The sequence below is a fragment of the Phocaeicola dorei genome, assembly GCF_013009555.1.
GTDB lineage: Bacteria > Bacteroidota > Bacteroidia > Bacteroidales > Bacteroidaceae > Phocaeicola > Phocaeicola dorei.
The window spans coordinates 3,408,729-3,425,060 of sequence record NZ_CP046176.1 but is presented as its reverse complement, the minus strand read 5'-3'; the positions used below and the strand labels follow the sequence as shown (position 1 = coordinate 3,425,060).

Here is a 16,332-nt window from a genome sequence, read left to right as displayed (position 1 = left end):
CTACAAGTATGAAAGTACAGACAGGGCAGGGGACTATTCCCCTCATTACTTTAATAGGTATATTTTCCATTTCGGCATTAAATGCATTGCCGGGATTGGCGGTTTCTCCCATTTTGGGCGATTTGAATAAAATCTTTCCGTCTGCTACAGACTTGGAAATCCAGATGCTGTCCTCGTTGCCGTCACTTCTTATTATTCCTTTTATCTTGTTGTCGGGTAAGCTGACAGAGAAAGTGAACAACCTCTTGCTGCTGCAAATCGGCCTGACCATCTTTGGGGTGAGTGGTATCCTTTATCTGCTCTCCAATAAGATGTGGCAACTGATAGCCATCAGCGCCATGTTGGGGATAGGGTCCGGGTTGATTGTTCCGCTTTCCACCGGATTGATATCCCGTTATTTTGTGGGAGCTTACCGTACGAAACAGTTCGGTTACAGTTCTGCCATAACCAATATCACCTTGGTACTGGCCACCACATTGACTGGCTATCTGGCGGAAGTGAACTGGCATTTGCCGTTTTTGGTTTATCTGTTTCCTTTTATATCCATTTTTCTTACTCATTATCTGAAGAAAGACCTCTCCAGTTATCATCCGTCTGATGATATTCCGTCTGATACCGCCAAAGAAATGGGCAAGAGGGGAATGAATGTCAAGGCCTTAATCAAGCTGATGGCTTTTTACGGTCTGGCTACTTATCTGGTAATCATTATCAGTTTCAACCTTCCTTTTCTGATGGAAGAGTACGGGCTTTCCAGTGGCAGGGCAGGAATATTGATTTCCTTGTTTTTCCTTGCTATCATGGCGCCGGGCTTTGTGCTGAACAGGATAGTGCAAGTGTTGGGGCGTCGCATCTATATGGTTTGTTTGTTGATGATAGCTTGTGGGATGGGAATTATTTTGCTCAGCCGTTCTGAGATATTGATTGCTTTGGGGTGTGTCCTGAACGGTCTTTCATACGGTATCATCCAGCCGTTGATTTATGATAAGACCTCTGATGTGGCCGTACCTCATAAGGTGACATTGGCACTTGCCTTTGTGATGGCTATGAATTATGTGGCTATCCTGCTTTGTCCTTTTATTGTAGATGCAGTACAGAGCTTGTTTCATTCTGACTCGCAGACTTTTGCTTTCTGGCTCAATTTGATGGTGGCGCTGATGGCCATGTTTGTGGTGATGAAGCAAGAAAAGTTGAGTTTATAAGAAAAATACCCACGTAATAACAGCATGAAGTATGAATAAACAAGTTGAAGCAAACCTTAGCATGGTTGTCTCCAAAGCGTTGGGAGGCCTTAATATGAACGCATTGAAATATCTTTTACCTTTGTGGATAGCTCCTGTGACAGGGGTTACTTTCCGATTGGTATTTGGGGCCGCCGCTTTTTGGCTTATTGATATATTTTGCAAACCCGAAAACTCCACTATTCGTCAGAAATGGCAGCTTTTTATGTTAGGGGCTTTAGGTATTTACGGATATATGTTTTTTTATCTGCTGGGTATCAGTAAGACCACTCCGGTTTCCAGTTCCATTTTTGTCAGTTTGGAGCCTATATGGGTATTCGTTATTGCTGTATTGTTTTATAAGGAAAAAGTAACTTGGATGAAAGTGCTTGGTATTGGAATGGGGTTGGGAGGAGCTATTCTTTGCATTTCTACACAGCCTAGTGACGATCTTGCCTCTAATGCTCCGTTAGGTAATTTAATGTGTTTGGTCAGTTCGCTGGTTTATGCCGTCTATCTTGTTCTCAGCAATCGTCTGTTAAAAGGGGTGGGAAATATGACGATGTTGAAATATACCTTTTTAGGGGCGGCTGTCATGGCTGTTATTGTCAATACAATTTACGGCTTTGATGCTCCTATACTGAGAATGTCACTTTTCTCTACTCCTATGTTGGTCTTGCTTTTTGTTTTGGTATTCCCTACCACTATTAGTTATTTACTACTTCCCCTCGGATTGAAATATCTGAAAACTACATTGGTAGCTATTTATGGATATTTAATTTTGATTGTTGCCACGGTGATCTCTTTTATTTTGGGGCAGGATCGTTTCTCATGGACGCAGTTGGCGGCGATTGTTCTTATTTGTGCCAGTGTTTATCTGGTAGAGGTGGCCGAGAGTAAAAGTGAAAAACAGATTATATCGAAATCCAGATAAGACACCGGGAAAAAAGTATAAGACCCTAAGAAAAAAATTATCGCGGTGTGTAATGTAAAGAAACTTACCGGCAAATGAATGAGCGAAAAAAAAGAATGCAACTTTACATCGAAAGCGAGTGTAAGGAATCAATTTTATTTGTAGCTTTGCACCCAATTAAAAAACAAGAGTGTTATACCTATGCTACAATTAGATGCAATATACAAGGCGGCTCATGTCCTGAAAGAGGTTGTCCGTCGCACTGATTTGATTTATGCTCCTCAGATAAATCCTGAGAGTACAGTTTATCTGAAGCCCGAAAACCTGCAATTCACAGGATCGTTTAAAGTGCGTGGTGCTTATTACAAGATTTCCCAATTGTCTGATGAAGAAAAGGCGAGAGGTGTGATAGCCTGTTCTGCCGGTAATCATGCGCAAGGGGTGGCATTGGCTGCCACTAAGTGTGGCATCAAGTCGTTGATTTGTCTTCCAGAGGGAGCACCTATATCTAAAGTTGAGGCTACGAAGCATTATGGGGCGGAAGTTTGTTTGGTTCCGGGAGTCTATGATGATGCTTATCAGAAAGCTCTGCAATTACGTGATGAAAAGGGATATACTTTTGTTCATCCCTTTGATGACGAGAATGTGATAGCCGGACAAGGTACTATCGGTTTGGAGTTATTGGAGGAAATGCCGGATGTGGAGGTAGTCATTGTCCCCATTGGTGGGGGCGGACTGATTTCGGGAGTGGCTTATGCGTTGAAGGCTTTGAAACCGTCTGTCAAGGTATATGGTGTACAGGCGTTGGGTGCGGCCAGTATGGCAAATTCTATTCTTCATTCGCGTATTGAGCGTCTTCACTCTGTTTCCACTTTTGCCGATGGAATCGCGGTGAAAGAGCCGGGAACAAATACTTTTGACTTGGTTAATCAGTATGTGGACGGAATTGTAACTGTGACCGAGGATGAGATTGCCGCAGCTATTCTGGCATTGATAGAACGCCAGCGGATTGTTGCAGAGGGGGCGGGAGCTGTGTCCGTTGCTGCAGCCATGTTCAATAAGGTACCGGTAAAGGGTAAGAAAACTGTTTGCCTGGTGTCTGGAGGTAATATTGATGTGACGATATTGAGCCGTGTCATCAGTCGCGGTATGGCAAAGTCGGGACGTACCTATGCAGTAACTTTGGACTTGATAGACAAACCGGGGCAGCTGTTGGGAGTCAGCAAAATTATCGCAGAGCAGGGAGGAAATGTAATTTCTGTACATCATGAGCGAAATAGTGAGAGTGCAGATGTCACCGGATGTGCCCTTCGTGTCGTTATGGAAACCAGAAACGAGGAACATATAGCATCCATTCGTCAAAAACTGTTGGATGCAGGCTATGTGATAATGAAATAAATTATATACTTTACAAGTAGAAAGGGGGGAATTTAAAATTTTCCTCCCTTTCTTGTTTCTAATTTTAATTTCTCCACACAAAAAATCGATTTTTATAGTGAAAATATCATTTTATACTTCTTAGAATCCAATTAAAATCGTACATTTGCCGCAGTTTTGTAATGTAGAGTTTGCAAAAATGACCGATATAATCAAACATCGTGGTATTGTGGAAAACATTGAAGGTTCTCATGTGCGGGTGAGAATCGTACAAACTTCTGCCTGTTCGGCTTGTAGTGTGAAAGGGCATTGCAATGCATCTGAAAGTAAAGAGAAACTGATTGATGTTTTTGACATGAAGGCATCTTCTTACCGCATAGGTGAGGAGGTGATGATTTATGGTACCACTTCCATGGGGATGCAAGCCGTATTGCTGGCTTTTGGTATCCCTTTCTTGGTATTGCTGATTACTTTATTTATTTCCATGCGTTTTACGGGGGGGGATGAGTTAAGGTCGGCGCTTGTTGCTTTGTCAGCCTTGCTCCCGTATTACCTTATCATATATGTATGCAGGAATAAGTTGAGCAAGAAGTTTTCATTTACGCTTGAACCAATAAAAAATAATTAATAAATAACTAACTAAAATTTATGGATTTAATTCTGGTTGCAGTAATTTCGTTGGGAGCGATTGGCTTGATTGCCGCGGTAATCTTGTATGCCGCTTCTAAGAAGTTTGCTGTGTATGAAGATCCGCGGATTGCCAAGGTGAGCGAAGTGCTTCCTCAGGCGAATTGCGGTGGATGTGGTTATCCCGGTTGCTCTGGTTTTGCTGGTGCCTGCGTGAAGGCTGCCGATGCCGGTTCGCTGGAGGGTAAGTTATGTCCGGTTGGTGGTGCTCCGGTAATGGAGAAAGTAGCTGCCATTTTGGGATTGGAAGCCGTTGCTGCCGAACCGAAAGTTGCGGTGGTAAGATGTAACGGTAGTTGTGAAAATCGCCCTCGTACTGCTCTGTATGACGGAGCTAAATCGTGTGCCATCGCTCATGCCACTTCAGGTGGTGAGACGGGTTGTACATTCGGTTGTCTGGGTTGTGGTGATTGTGTGGAAGTGTGTCAGTTTGATGCTATTCACATGAATCCTGAAACCGGCCTTCCGGAAGTGGACGAAGAAAAATGTACAGCTTGTGGGGCTTGTAGCAAAGCTTGTCCGCGTAAGATCATTGAAATTCGTCCGAAAGGAAAGAACAATCGCCGCGTAGTGGTGATGTGTGTGAACAAGGATAAGGGAGCTGTTGCCAACAAGGCTTGCAAGGCTAGTTGTATTGGTTGTGGAAAGTGTGTGAAAGTGTGTCCGTTCGAAGCCATTACGTTAGAGAATAATTTGGCATACATTGATCCGGCTAAGTGTAAATCTTGCCGTAAATGTGAATCGGAATGTCCGAAAGGGGCTATCCAAGCTATTAATTTCCCGCCACGTAAACCGAAGGTAGAAGTGCCGGCTGGTGAGGCTGCTGCAAAACCTGCTGCAAAAGTAGAGGCTTCAAAGGTGGAAACTCCGGAAGCGGTGAAAGCTGAGGCTCCGAAAGCGGAAGCATAATCAAAATTCAAAGTAAGTAAAAATTAAAAAGATATAACAGTGAAGACATTTAGAATTGGTGGAGTACATCCAGCAGAAAATAAATTGTCAGCAGGCAAAGCCATTGAAACCCTTGCACTTCCTAAGCAAGCGGTATTTCCTTTGTCACAGCATATCGGTGCTCCTGCTACTGCCATCGTGAAAAAAGGCGATGTGGTGAAGGTAGGTACGAAGATTGCTGAGGCGGGTGGCTTTGTTTCAGCAGCCATCTTCTCGTCTGTATCCGGTAAAGTGAACAAGGTAGACGCCGTAATCGATGCAAGCGGTTACCGCAAGCCGGCTATCTTTATCGATGTGGATGGTGACGAATGGGAAGAATCAATAGACCGCAGTTCGACATTGGTGAAAGAGTGTGCTCTCACACCCGAAGAAATCGTTGCTAAAGTGAAAAATGCAGGTGTAGTAGGTATGGGCGGTGCTTGTTTCCCTACTCATGTGAAACTTTCTCCTCCTCCGGGCTGCAAGGCGGAATGTGTAATTATCAATGCTGTAGAGTGTGAGCCTTACCTCACTGCCGACCATCGTTTGATGTTGGAAAAGGCAGACGAAGTACTGGTGGGCGTAAGCATTCTGATGAAAGCTGCAAAAGTAACCAAGGGATATATCGGTATTGAAAATAATAAACCGGATGCTATTAAGTTGATGACTGAAAAGGCTGCTCAGTATCCCGGTATAGAGGTAGTTCCTTTGCAGGTGAAATATCCGCAAGGTGGTGAGAAACAGTTGATAGATGCTGTGATTGGTCGCCAGGTTCCTGCTCCTCCCGCTATTCCTATCAATGTGGGTGCGGTAGTTCAGAATGTAGGTACTGCATTTGCCGTTTATGAAGCCGTTCAGAAAAACAAACCTTTGTTTGAACGCATTGTAACCGTTACAGGTAAGTCTGTCAGAAATCCATCTAATTTTCTCACCCGTATGGGGACTCCGATGAGCCAGCTGATTGATGCGGCTGGCGGTTTGCCCGAAGATACGGGAAAAGTGATTGGTGGTGGTCCGATGATGGGTAAAGCACTGGTTAATACAGAAGTTCCTATTTGTAAAGGTAGTTCGGGTGTGCTGATTATGAATGATAAGGAAGCTGCCCGTGCGGAAGCTCAGCCCTGTATCCGCTGTGCCAAGTGTGTTAACGTGTGTCCCATGGGACTGGAGCCTTTCTTATTGGCAACACTTTCAGCTCATAAGGATTGGGAGAGAGTAGAGAAAGAAGATGTAATGTCGTGCATCGAGTGCGGTTCGTGTCAGTTTACATGTCCGTCTCATCGTTATTTGCTGGACTATATCCGTTTGGGTAAGGGCACAGTAGGCGGTATTATCCGTGCACGTAATGCTAAAAAATAATTCGACAAAATAGTATGGCTAATAAATTAATAGTATCATTATCGCCTCACGTTCATAGCGGTGACAGCATACAGAAGAATATGTATGGTGTACTCATTGCGTTGATACCTGCGTTGCTGGTGTCATTTTATATGTTCGGACTGGGCGCCGTGGTGGTGACCTTGACCTCGGTTGCCGCTTGTGTATTCTTCGAATGGGCGATTACCAAGTTTATTTTGAAGAGAGAACGCTCTACCATCTGTGATGGTTCGGCTATTATAACCGGTGTGTTGCTGGCATTCAATCTGCCTTCCAACTTGCCGCTTTGGATTATTATCATCGGTGCGTTGGTGGCAATCGGTGTGGGCAAGATGACTTTCGGCGGATTGGGTTGTAATCCTTTTAATCCTGCGTTGGTAGGTCGTATCTTCTTGCTGATTTCTTTTCCTGTGCAGATGACTTCATGGCCGTTGGTTCAACAATGGGGAAGTTATACCGATGCTGAAACCGGTGCTACTCCGCTGGCATTGATGAAAATGGCTGTAAAGGGTGATGTAAATGCTTTAGGTCAGTTGCCCGATACATTAAGTCTGTTTCTGGGTAATAACCCGGGTTCGCTAGGTGAGGTGAGTGCATTGGCTTTATTGCTTGGCCTGGGATATATGCTATGGAAAAAGATTATTTCCTGGCATATTCCTGTATCTATTCTGGTGACTGTATTTGTATTTGCCGGTCTGATGCATTTGGTTGATCCGGTGGCTTACGCATCTCCGTTGGCTCACTTGTTTACAGGTGGTTTGATGTTGGGTGCTATTTTCATGGCAACCGACTATGTTACTTCGCCTATGACTCATAAAGGTATGATTATATACGGTGTGGCTATCGGTTTCCTGACCGTGGTTATCCGTTTGTTCGGTGCATATCCCGAAGGTATGTCTTTCGCTATATTCATTATGAACGCATTCACTCCGTTAATCAATACTTATTGTAAACCTAAAAGATTCGGGGAGGTCGTGAAGAAATGAAAAAACTAGAATCATCTTTGAAAAACATGGTTATCGTGCTGACAGCGATTACTGTGATTGCAACCGGACTTTTGGCTTATGTCAACCAACTGACTGCCGGTCCTATTGCTGAGGCTAATGCAAAAGCTTTGAGTGACGCTATTGCAGTTGTAGTTCCGGGGTTTGATAACAATCCTGCGGAAGCTCCTGAAACTATAGAATTGGATGGTGCTACTTATAAAATATATAAGGCAACCAAGGGTGGCGAATTTATTGGTGCTGCCGTAGAATCTTCTGCCAATGGTTTTGGTGGCGCTTTGAGTGTGCTGGTAGGTTTTGACAAAGAGGGAAATATCATAGACTATTCTTTGTTGAGCCATGCTGAGACTCCGGGCTTGGGGTCAAAGGCGGCTGATTGGTTTAAGAAAGGTGCAAAAGGCGACATTACCGGTATGAATCCGGGACAGGGAGCATTGGTGGTAAATAAGGATGGTGGTCAGATAGATGCTATCACAGCTTCTACCATCACTACACGTGCTTTTCTAAAAGCTGTGAACAATGCTTATGCAGCATATAGTGGTCAGAATGTGGATGGCGCTAGTGGTGCAACTCAGCAAGTGTCTGAAACTGTTGCCGAAAATGCTACTGCCTGCGATGCTCAATGTGAAGGAAACGAGGCATGTAAGCAGGTTTGTGACTCTACAGCCTGCAAGACTGTTTGTAGCGATAAATGTGATCCTGCTAACTGCGATAAGGCAGACTGCAAAAAAGTAGAATGTCCCAAGCAAGATTGTAAAAATAAAAAATAAGGAAGGAGCAGACTATGAATAATTTTAAAGTATTGATGAACGGGATTGTAAAAGAGAATCCCACGTTTGTACTTCTTTTGGGTATGTGTCCTACATTAGGAACAACATCTTCTGCCATCAATGGTATGGGAATGGGATTGGCTACGGCTTTTGTATTAATCTGTTCTAATGTTGTAATTTCGGCCATTAAGAATTTGATACCTGATATGGTGCGCATTCCGGCCTTTGTTGTGGTTATTGCATCATTCGTAACCTTGTTGCAGATGATTATGCAGGCATATGTGCCGGCACTTTATGCTACTTTGGGCTTGTTTATCCCATTGATCGTAGTAAACTGTATTCTGCTGGGACGTGCCGAAGCTTTTGCAGCAAAGAACGGTCCCGTGCCTTCATTCTTCGATGGACTGGGTATGGGGCTCGGATTTACTCTTGCATTGACTATCCTTGGTGGTGTACGTGAGTTCCTAGGCACAGGCAAGTTGTTTGATATCACTATCATGCCTGAGCAATACGGAATGTTGATTTTCGTTCTCGCACCGGGAGCCTTCATTGCATTGGGATACCTTATTGCGATTGTGAATAAACTGAAGAAAGCATAACCCGTAAAAAGTAAGAATATGGAATATATATTGATATTTATCACCGCTATATTTGTGAACAACATTGTGTTGTCACAATTCTTGGGTATCTGCCCGTTCCTCGGTGTATCCAAAAAAGTTGAGACAGCTACGGGTATGGGTGCGGCTGTTGCATTCGTGCTTACCATCGCTACCATTGTTACCTATCTTATCCAGAAATTTGTACTCGATGCTTTCGGATTGGAATATTTGCAGACCATTGCGTTTATCCTTGTCATTGCAGCATTGGTACAGATGGTGGAAATCATATTGAAGAAAGTGTCTCCTGCCCTTTATCAGGCATTAGGAGTATTCCTTCCGTTGATAACCACTAACTGCTGTATTTTGGGTGTAGCTATCTTGGTCATTCAGAAAGATTTTGATTTGTTGACTGGCGTGGTTTACGCCTTCTCTACAGCTCTTGGTTTTGCTTTGGCTATGGTATTGTTTGCAGGTATCCGTGAACAATTAAGTTTGGTGAATATACCTAAAGGAATGCAGGGAATGGCTATCGCATTGGTTACTGCCGGTCTGCTGGCAATGGCATTCATGGGATTTTCAGGTGTAGACAAAGGTTTGGGTGTTCTGTTTGGAATAGAATAGTTCACTTCATCGTTAAAATAAACCGATTCAGAAGTCCGGAGCACAGCTTCGGACTTTTTTATTAGAAAGAAATCCATTGTTCTTGTCCGTAAATTCAATTTTTATGCTTATTTTTGCATTAGAATTAATAGAGAGATTAAATGGCTATGACCTTGATTGTACTCGCGGCCACTATGGGGAATAAATATGGTGGATTGAAACAGCTGGAGGGAATAGGTCCTAATGGCGAAACAATATTAGATTTTTCCATATATGATGCCGTAAGAGTCGGATTTGATAAGATCGTATTTGTCATAAGCAGACATTTTGAACAAGAATTCAAGAAACTGGTATCAGGCAAATATGAACATGTGGTAGAAGTGGAGTATGTTTATCAGGATGTGGAAACGATTCCTGAAGAAAAGCGTAATCCGAAACGCAAAGCACTGTACGGCTCGGTAAGAGCTGTTTTGATGGGAGAAGAGTTGATTGACTCTCCATTCGGTGTGATAAATGCCGTGAACTTTTACCAAAGAGAAAGTTTTGAATTGTTATATGATAATCTGGTGATGTTGGGAGAAGCTGACTACCATAGTTTCAATATTTGCTACAGGCTGAGAAATGTATTGGCGGAAAGCGGAGGGGTTACCCGTGGTATTTGTGAAGTGGATGAAAAGGGATATCTGTTGTCCGTTACAGACCGTGTAGGAGTAGAACGGATAAGTGGAAATCCGATGTATCCTAATGAATTACATAAATGGGTAGCTTTGGATGACAACAGCTTGGTTTCAATGAATATGTGGGGATTTACTCCGCAGGTATTTGGTGAGATGAAGAAGGCGTTCGATAAGTTTATAGATGAGAATGGAATGGATATGAAAGCTCATTATTCTATTCCGGCTTTTATGAATGAGCGTATTGCTGACGGAGTCAGGGTGAAAGTGATTGAGACACCTGCCAGATGGATGGGGTTGGTATCGCATGATGACAAGATACAAGTCCTGCTTCGTATCAATGATATGATACGAAAAGGGATTTACCCGTCGAAGTTGTTTTGAACCTATTAGAAAACGACAGAATATTAAGTATTATGAAAGAAAGAATTTTAGTAACAGGAGGAACCGGCTACATCGGTTCTCATACGGTAGTAGAGCTGCAAAATAGCGGTTACGACGTAGTGATTGTGGACAATTTGTCCAATTCAAGCGCCGATGTGGTAGATAATATAGAAAAGGTTTCAGGAATCCGTCCTGCATTTGAAAAGTTGGATTGCTTGGATTTTGAGGGAATGGACAAGCTGTTTACTAAATATCCGGGCATAAAAGGTATTATTCATTTTGCGGCTAGCAAGGCTGTGGGTGAATCGGTACAAAAACCGTTGTTGTATTATCGCAATAACTTGGTTTCATTGATTAACCTGTTGGAGTTAATGCCGAAACATGGAGTAGAAGGTATTATTTTTTCATCATCATGTACGGTGTATGGTCAGCCCGATGTTCTTCCTGTAACGGAAGAGGCTCCGATTAAGAAGGCTGAGTCTCCGTATGGTAATACAAAACAGATCAATGAAGAAATTATTCGTGATACAGTTGCTTCGGGATCGCCTATTAATGCTATTATGTTGCGTTACTTTAATCCTATTGGCGCACATCCCACTGCATTAATAGGTGAATTACCTAATGGTGTTCCACAAAACTTGTTACCCTACGTTACTCAGACAGCAATGGGTATTCGTGAAAAACTGAGTGTGTTTGGGGATGATTATGATACACCGGACGGTTCTTGCATCCGTGACTATATATATGTAGTGGATTTGGCGAAGGCTCACGTTATCGCAATGGATCGCATTTTGAATAACAAGCAGAAGGAGAAGGTGGAAGTCTTTAATATTGGAACGGGTAAAGGCGTTTCTGTATTGGAACTGATCAATACATTTGAAAAAGCTACCGGTGTGAAACTTAATTATCAGATCGTGGGTCGTCGTGCCGGAGATATTGAGAAGGTATGGGCTAATCCTGACTTCGCTAATAAGGAGTTGGGATGGAAGGCAGAAGCCAATTTGGAGGACACTCTACGTTCAGCTTGGAACTGGCAGTTGAAGCTAAGAGAAAGAGGAATTCAATAAGAATTAAGATATTTTTAGAAAGACCGATGAACAAAGGACGCTAGTGTGGCGTTTTATAGATGCAAATAACCTGAAACCCCTCTTGGATATGTGAATACCTGATTGGCGGTAGTTATGTTACTCAAAACATAGAGCAGGCTAAAAAATTGCATAGTAGTTTTGTCGTGTTTTATTTTGTGTTTGTGTTGTGGCTGTTCTCCGACGTGAGTCGGGGGACAGTTTTTTTTGACTATTTAGTTGTTTTTTAGTTATTTATGGGGTCAACGTAAAAACCTGAGGGATTCATAGATTAAGCATAAATTTTAGTCAGTCTGAATAGAAAGAAAGTCCTGTCCTTTACTCCTCTGAACTGTGTTCTGAAGTCCTTGATTTTGGCATTGAACGATTCGGAAGCTGCGTTGGTGGAACGCCTGTCGAAAAAGTTGACGATTTCCAGATAATGTGTCTGTATGGAACGTATTACCCTTCCGAACGCAAGAAAGCCGGACTTTTCAACTTCGTCATACCATCTGGCAAGTCTTGTCAGAGCGGTGTCCTTGTGCTTGCACTGGTGATATATCAACCCGAGCCTCATGGAAAGATAGTATGCCTTCTTCAGGTCGGGATATTCCCTGAAGAGGATACCGGCACGTATGCGTTGGGATTCAGTCCATAATGACTCTTTTTTATACAGCAGATAGATACTGCGGGCGAGCAATTGCTTGCGCGAATCCCCGTTCTCAAAGGTCGGGGCATGGTATATCTTCCCGCACGCCTTTGCGTATGCGATCTGTATTGATTCCTTGTCCAAAGCCTCCCAGCGTGCCTTCACGCGCATTTCCTGTAAAGCTTCAAAAGCCAGCTTCTGCACATGGAAACGGTCAGTAACACGGCGTGCCGCAGGAAAGCAGACACGGGCGATCTGTTCCATATTAGGAGCCATATCCATAGTGATTTCCCTTACCTGAAACCGTCTGCGCCGGGAGAGACGGAGCAATACGGAGGTGACACTCCTTACATCTGTACCTTTTACAATGGCGATGATGCTGCCTGAACGGCCTGTCTTTTCCTTGTTTATGAGGATAGTATAGAGCTCACCACGCGAAAGGCAGACTTCATCTATACCCACATAGGCCCCTATATTCTTCTCAAAGAGAAGCCAGTCCCCGGCATGAGGAAGAGACTCCCATTTCAGATAACCGCTCAAGTGGTTGCGGTATTGACGTTCAAGAAGCTCACCGTCCACACCGAACAGGGTTCCCAGCAGCTTACAACTGACAGGAAGCGTATCAATATAATTCTTTTAAAAAAGACGCAAACTCATGCGTCATACGGCTGCCTTCCGCTACCAGTTTCCAGTTACGGCTTACGTAACGCCCCTCGTCTTTCAAAATCCACCGGCGCCGGCGGATATTCAGGAAAAGATTCTTGCCACGGATGGGGAAGTCCCGGACTACTACAGGGTCGTAGAAGCCTTTGCTTTCCACTTTGACAGTCGAATATTCACCGGGAAGCTCATTTTTCTCTTCCAGGTAAATCACGATTTCACTACTGCTTTCCTTTACATCGGAAATGTTGAAATAATCCAAGGTACCTTCGGGAAGAAGGAGACGGTAACCGTTAGTTTCCATAATCGCTGATGATTCGTTTGTTTCACACAAAGATAGGATTTTATCGGATATACCCCTCAGGATTTTACGTTGACCCTATTTATGGCTATATTTGTCGAAAATAATCACGCACTACTTTATGAAAACAAAATTTTGGATCATCTGCTTATCAGTTTTCTTTGTGTCTTGCTTGCGTAATATGCATGATATATACACGGGGGGAGGGGAAGAAGGGGAGGAAAAAATCAATAAAGACGATTTTTTTGATTTTACTACTGTCCGTAATAGTCAACTTATTATTGATTATGGTATGAAAGTACAGACTGCTTTTTATCTGTATGATGAATATCCTATGGAATTAGTTGAAAATACTTGGGAGTTTAAAGATATAAATCCCATTTATGCTGCTTCGACTGATATGAATGGTAGATTTTTTTCAAAAGTATCTTTGCCGGCTTATTTGAAAAAGGTATGGCTGGTAACTGATAATGTGTTGGTCGTATCACCTGTTGAATTGGAATTACTATCTGACGGACTAACCTTTAATTATGTTGATTATAAGGCACAACTGTCTGCCGATGGGCGTTCTAGAGCAGTAATGGGAGGAGTGAGTTATCCTGACGGATATGATGTATTGGGTAATTGGAATGAAAATGGGGTTCCTGATTATTTGTTGCCTGAAAAGTTGGATATACCTGGTGCTTTTTTAGAGAGATGCAGTAATTTAAGCCGTTCTATAGTAGTAGATAATCGTAATTTGTTGGAAAGATTTCCGGAACTGCGTACTTCAGGGAGTAATGATATGGTAATAACTAAATCTACAGGTTTGGTAGCGACTTATTTTAATTTCTCGTCTACTACGTGGGAGGATATGGTTGCTTATTATACTTATAAAGAAGGAGAGTCCGTGGACATGGCTACCATAAAAAAGACCATCCTGATTCCTCGTTCCAGTAGGAATGCTCCTAAATCTTTAGTCGGTGAGCAAATAAAACTAAAATATTGGAATAAGGAACAAAGCAAGTATGAAGATGAATTCCCCCAAGGCACTCATATTGGATGGATTTTATTGGGAATGGGATTTGGAAAAGAAAAGGGTGTTTTTCCTCGTTATTCTAATCCTGCATATAACGATAATAAAGAGCAACGTTCAGTTTTGTTAAGTGATCCGGAACTGGACAATTGTTTCTTTATGGCTATGGAAGATAATGTGGACATGCGTTTTAATGATGTACAGTTTGCTATTATGGCATCTGCTTCTTCTTCTGTAGAACCTACTCCTAATATACCGGATGAAGTAAATAAGGGTGAAATTTCGTATGTAGTCAAAGGGTCTTTGGCTTATGAGGACAATTGGCCTGATAAGAATGATTATGATATGAATGATGTTGTGATATATTATTCCAGTACAGTTGTGAAAGATAAATCTTCTAACGCATTGGTGCGCACCACTACTACTTTTACTCCGATGAATGATGGTGCTACTTATACAAATGGGTTTGGTTTCCAGTTGGATTACGTAGGGAAGGAGCATATCGATTTGGTGCAGGTGAGTCAAGAAGGTAATGTGATCGGAAAAAACTTTGAGCCGGGAATAGAAAAGCCTGTATTAATACTTTTTTCTGATATAAAGCCTGTTCTCAAAAAGCCTGTGACTGTAGTGATCGGATTTAAAAAATATGATAAAGTAAGCGATATGGATGCTTATCCGCCTTACAATTCTTTCATTTTTGTGAATAAACGTTCTCATGAAGTACATTTGTCAGGCTATAAGCCGACAAGCGTAGCTGATGAGAGTTTACGTGGTACGGGTAGTGATTTGAGTCAAGATTCCAATGGTTCCCCAATGTATTATATAGCAGAAGATAATATGCCTTTCGCTATAAATATCAGTAACAGTGAATTTAGATGGCCTTCAGAGAAGGTGTCTATTACCACCTATTATCCCGAGTTTAAACAGTGGAGAGATTCTTTTGGTGCGGATTATAAAGATTGGTATTTACACCCCAAAGAATAATAAAGGGTGAAAAGTACTGTTGTTTTTGATAAATCAGATTAACAGGACTTTTTACTTGAAAAAATGTCACCTTTTGAAGCCAAGTGATTCAATCTTTTTGTACTTTTGCGGACAATATGATTTTATAAAGGAAAACTCACATGGATTCAGTCTTTATTACGACGCGTAAGCAACGGGTTATCAGAGAACTAAGGGATTATATGTTGATTGCTCTTGGTATGCTGATGTATGCTATCGGATGGACCGTCTTTTTGTTACCTAATGACCTTCCTTCAGGTGCGGTGCCAGGTATTGCTTCTATTGTTTATTGGGCTACCGGTTTGCCGGTTCAGTACACCTATTTGGGAATAAACGGAGTATTGTTGATACTTTCTTTGGTTATTTTGGGATGGAAGTTTAGTGTGAAAACCATCTATGCTGTATTTGTGCTGACTTCTATTCTGCCTATCATACAGGATTTGACAGGGGGAGAGTCTTTAATACATGATCAACCTTTCATGGCTTGTGTCTTGGGAGCCTTTTTCTGCGGAGGTGGTATTGGTGTCGCTTTTTCTGCCAATGGTAGCACAGGAGGTACGGATATTATAGCTGCTATTGTCAATAAGTATCGTGATATTACTTTGGGCCGGGTTATTTTGATGTGTGATTTGGTTATTATCTCTTCCAGTTATTTTGTATTGCATGATTGGGAGAAGGTGGTATATGGATATGTTGTCTTGTTTATATCCAGCTTTGTCTTGGATCAGGTGGTAAATAGTGCTCGTCAGTCAGTGCAATTCTTTATCATTTCGAAGAAGCATGAAGAAATAGGGCATCGCATAAATAAAGATCTTCATCGAGGGGTGACGTTCATTGACGGAGTAGGTTGTTATACCGGTGCGGGTGTGAAAATGATGTTTGTGCTGGCAAAAAAACGTGAGTCTACTACTATATTCCGTTTGATAAAAGATATCGATCCGAACGCATTTGTATCACAAAGTGCTGTCATTGGTGTATTTGGAGAAGGCTTTGATAGAATAAAGGTGAAATAAGAGTTCCGAAGTTAAAAAATAGAATAAGGGCGTTCTGAATGGACGCCTTTTTTTATGTCTGTTTTTTGAATGAACTTCAAAGGATATAAGACTTTGTTA

16 protein-coding genes are annotated in these 16,332 nt (G+C 42.3%); 14 read left to right on the top strand and 2 right to left on the bottom strand.

Going from position 1 to position 16,332, the window contains the following annotated elements; translation table 11 throughout:
- The first annotated feature begins 8 nt into the window (after positions 1 to 8).
- From GKD17_RS14585 to galE, 12 genes are all read left to right on the top strand, one after another.
- A complete protein-coding gene (locus GKD17_RS14585) occupies positions 9 to 1,199 on the top strand; it encodes an MFS transporter (protein WP_007832534.1) in 1,191 nt (396 codons plus the stop codon).
- A gap of 31 nt (positions 1,200 to 1,230) precedes the next feature.
- Positions 1,231 to 2,151: a DMT family transporter gene (locus GKD17_RS14580; protein ID WP_007832544.1), complete on the top strand. Its 921-nt coding sequence runs from the start codon at positions 1,231 to 1,233 to the stop codon at positions 2,149 to 2,151.
- Between the two features lie 180 nt (positions 2,152 to 2,331).
- Positions 2,332 to 3,528: a threonine ammonia-lyase gene (ilvA, locus tag GKD17_RS14575; protein WP_007832546.1), complete on the top strand. Its 1,197-nt coding sequence runs from the start codon at positions 2,332 to 2,334 to the stop codon at positions 3,526 to 3,528.
- 178 nt (positions 3,529 to 3,706) lie between these two features.
- Positions 3,707 to 4,135: a SoxR reducing system RseC family protein gene (locus GKD17_RS14570; RefSeq protein ID WP_007832548.1), complete on the top strand. Its 429-nt coding sequence runs from the start codon at positions 3,707 to 3,709 to the stop codon at positions 4,133 to 4,135.
- A gap of 20 nt (positions 4,136 to 4,155) precedes the next feature.
- Positions 4,156 to 5,103: a Fe-S cluster domain-containing protein gene (locus GKD17_RS14565; RefSeq protein WP_007832550.1), complete on the top strand. Its 948-nt coding sequence runs from the start codon at positions 4,156 to 4,158 to the stop codon at positions 5,101 to 5,103.
- 39 nt (positions 5,104 to 5,142) lie between these two features.
- Positions 5,143 to 6,480 carry an electron transport complex subunit RsxC gene (gene rsxC, locus GKD17_RS14560; protein ID WP_007832552.1) on the top strand — a complete coding sequence of 446 codons (1,338 nt, stop codon included), beginning with the start codon at positions 5,143 to 5,145 and terminating at the stop codon, positions 6,478 to 6,480.
- A gap of 14 nt (positions 6,481 to 6,494) precedes the next feature.
- Positions 6,495 to 7,484, top strand: coding sequence for an RnfABCDGE type electron transport complex subunit D (locus GKD17_RS14555; protein ID WP_007832554.1), 990 nt, complete (start codon positions 6,495 to 6,497; stop codon positions 7,482 to 7,484).
- Positions 7,481 to 8,272, top strand: a complete 792-nt coding sequence (locus GKD17_RS14550) for an RnfABCDGE type electron transport complex subunit G (protein ID WP_007832556.1) — start codon at positions 7,481 to 7,483, stop codon at positions 8,270 to 8,272. The genes GKD17_RS14555 and GKD17_RS14550 overlap by 4 nt, the downstream gene beginning before the upstream one ends.
- Before the next feature lie 14 nt (positions 8,273 to 8,286).
- Complete coding sequence (gene rsxE, locus GKD17_RS14545) at positions 8,287 to 8,871, top strand: electron transport complex subunit RsxE (protein WP_007832558.1); 585 nt, start codon at positions 8,287 to 8,289, stop codon at positions 8,869 to 8,871.
- Between the two features lie 18 nt (positions 8,872 to 8,889).
- On the top strand, positions 8,890 to 9,492 hold the full coding sequence (rsxA, locus tag GKD17_RS14540; protein WP_005841506.1) for an electron transport complex subunit RsxA: 603 nt from the start codon (positions 8,890 to 8,892) through the stop codon (positions 9,490 to 9,492).
- A gap of 140 nt (positions 9,493 to 9,632) precedes the next feature.
- On the top strand, positions 9,633 to 10,529 hold the full coding sequence (locus tag GKD17_RS14535; protein ID WP_007832560.1) for a glycosyltransferase family protein: 897 nt from the start codon (positions 9,633 to 9,635) through the stop codon (positions 10,527 to 10,529).
- 32 nt (positions 10,530 to 10,561) lie between these two features.
- Positions 10,562 to 11,596: a UDP-glucose 4-epimerase GalE gene (gene galE / locus GKD17_RS14530; protein ID WP_007832562.1), complete on the top strand. Its 1,035-nt coding sequence runs from the start codon at positions 10,562 to 10,564 to the stop codon at positions 11,594 to 11,596.
- A gap of 289 nt (positions 11,597 to 11,885) precedes the next feature.
- Here galE and GKD17_RS14525 read toward each other — a convergent pair whose 3' ends face one another.
- Together GKD17_RS14525 and GKD17_RS14520 are read right to left on the bottom strand one after the other, a co-directional pair.
- Entirely contained in the window at positions 11,886 to 12,839 is a 954-nt protein-coding gene (locus GKD17_RS14525; RefSeq protein ID WP_229103367.1) for an ISAon1 family transposase, read from the bottom strand.
- Between the two features lie 25 nt (positions 12,840 to 12,864).
- A complete protein-coding gene (locus GKD17_RS14520) occupies positions 12,865 to 13,206 on the bottom strand; it encodes an ISAon1 family transposase N-terminal region protein (protein ID WP_007843962.1) in 342 nt (113 codons plus the stop codon).
- Between the two features lie 118 nt (positions 13,207 to 13,324).
- Here GKD17_RS14520 and GKD17_RS14515 point away from each other — a divergent pair, with 118 nt between their 5' ends.
- Both GKD17_RS14515 and GKD17_RS14510 read left to right on the top strand, forming a co-directional pair.
- On the top strand, positions 13,325 to 15,202 hold the full coding sequence (locus tag GKD17_RS14515; RefSeq protein WP_007854186.1) for an LruC domain-containing protein: 1,878 nt from the start codon (positions 13,325 to 13,327) through the stop codon (positions 15,200 to 15,202).
- Positions 15,203 to 15,342: 140 nt separating this feature from the next.
- Positions 15,343 to 16,233 carry a YitT family protein gene (locus GKD17_RS14510; protein WP_007832566.1) on the top strand — a complete coding sequence of 297 codons (891 nt, stop codon included), beginning with the start codon at positions 15,343 to 15,345 and terminating at the stop codon, positions 16,231 to 16,233.
- The last annotated feature ends 99 nt before the right edge of the window (positions 16,234 to 16,332 follow it).

Coding starts and splice junctions, on each gene's coding strand:
- GKD17_RS14585 (WP_007832534.1), top strand. CDS start 9: ATGAAAGTACAGACAGGGCAGGGGACTATTCCCCTCATTACTTTAATA.
- GKD17_RS14580 (WP_007832544.1), top strand. CDS start 1,231: ATGAATAAACAAGTTGAAGCAAACCTTAGCATGGTTGTCTCCAAAGCG.
- ilvA (WP_007832546.1), top strand. CDS start 2,332: ATGCTACAATTAGATGCAATATACAAGGCGGCTCATGTCCTGAAAGAG.
- GKD17_RS14570 (WP_007832548.1), top strand. CDS start 3,707: ATGACCGATATAATCAAACATCGTGGTATTGTGGAAAACATTGAAGGT.
- GKD17_RS14565 (WP_007832550.1), top strand. CDS start 4,156: ATGGATTTAATTCTGGTTGCAGTAATTTCGTTGGGAGCGATTGGCTTG.
- GKD17_RS14555 (WP_007832554.1), top strand. CDS start 6,495: ATGGCTAATAAATTAATAGTATCATTATCGCCTCACGTTCATAGCGGT.
- GKD17_RS14550 (WP_007832556.1), top strand. CDS start 7,481: ATGAAAAAACTAGAATCATCTTTGAAAAACATGGTTATCGTGCTGACA.
- rsxE (WP_007832558.1), top strand. CDS start 8,287: ATGAATAATTTTAAAGTATTGATGAACGGGATTGTAAAAGAGAATCCC.
- rsxA (WP_005841506.1), top strand. CDS start 8,890: ATGGAATATATATTGATATTTATCACCGCTATATTTGTGAACAACATT.
- GKD17_RS14535 (WP_007832560.1), top strand. CDS start 9,633: ATGGCTATGACCTTGATTGTACTCGCGGCCACTATGGGGAATAAATAT.
- galE (WP_007832562.1), top strand. CDS start 10,562: ATGAAAGAAAGAATTTTAGTAACAGGAGGAACCGGCTACATCGGTTCT.
- GKD17_RS14520 (WP_007843962.1), bottom strand. CDS start 13,206: ATGGAAACTAACGGTTACCGTCTCCTTCTTCCCGAAGGTACCTTGGAT.
- GKD17_RS14515 (WP_007854186.1), top strand. CDS start 13,325: ATGAAAACAAAATTTTGGATCATCTGCTTATCAGTTTTCTTTGTGTCT.
- GKD17_RS14510 (WP_007832566.1), top strand. CDS start 15,343: ATGGATTCAGTCTTTATTACGACGCGTAAGCAACGGGTTATCAGAGAA.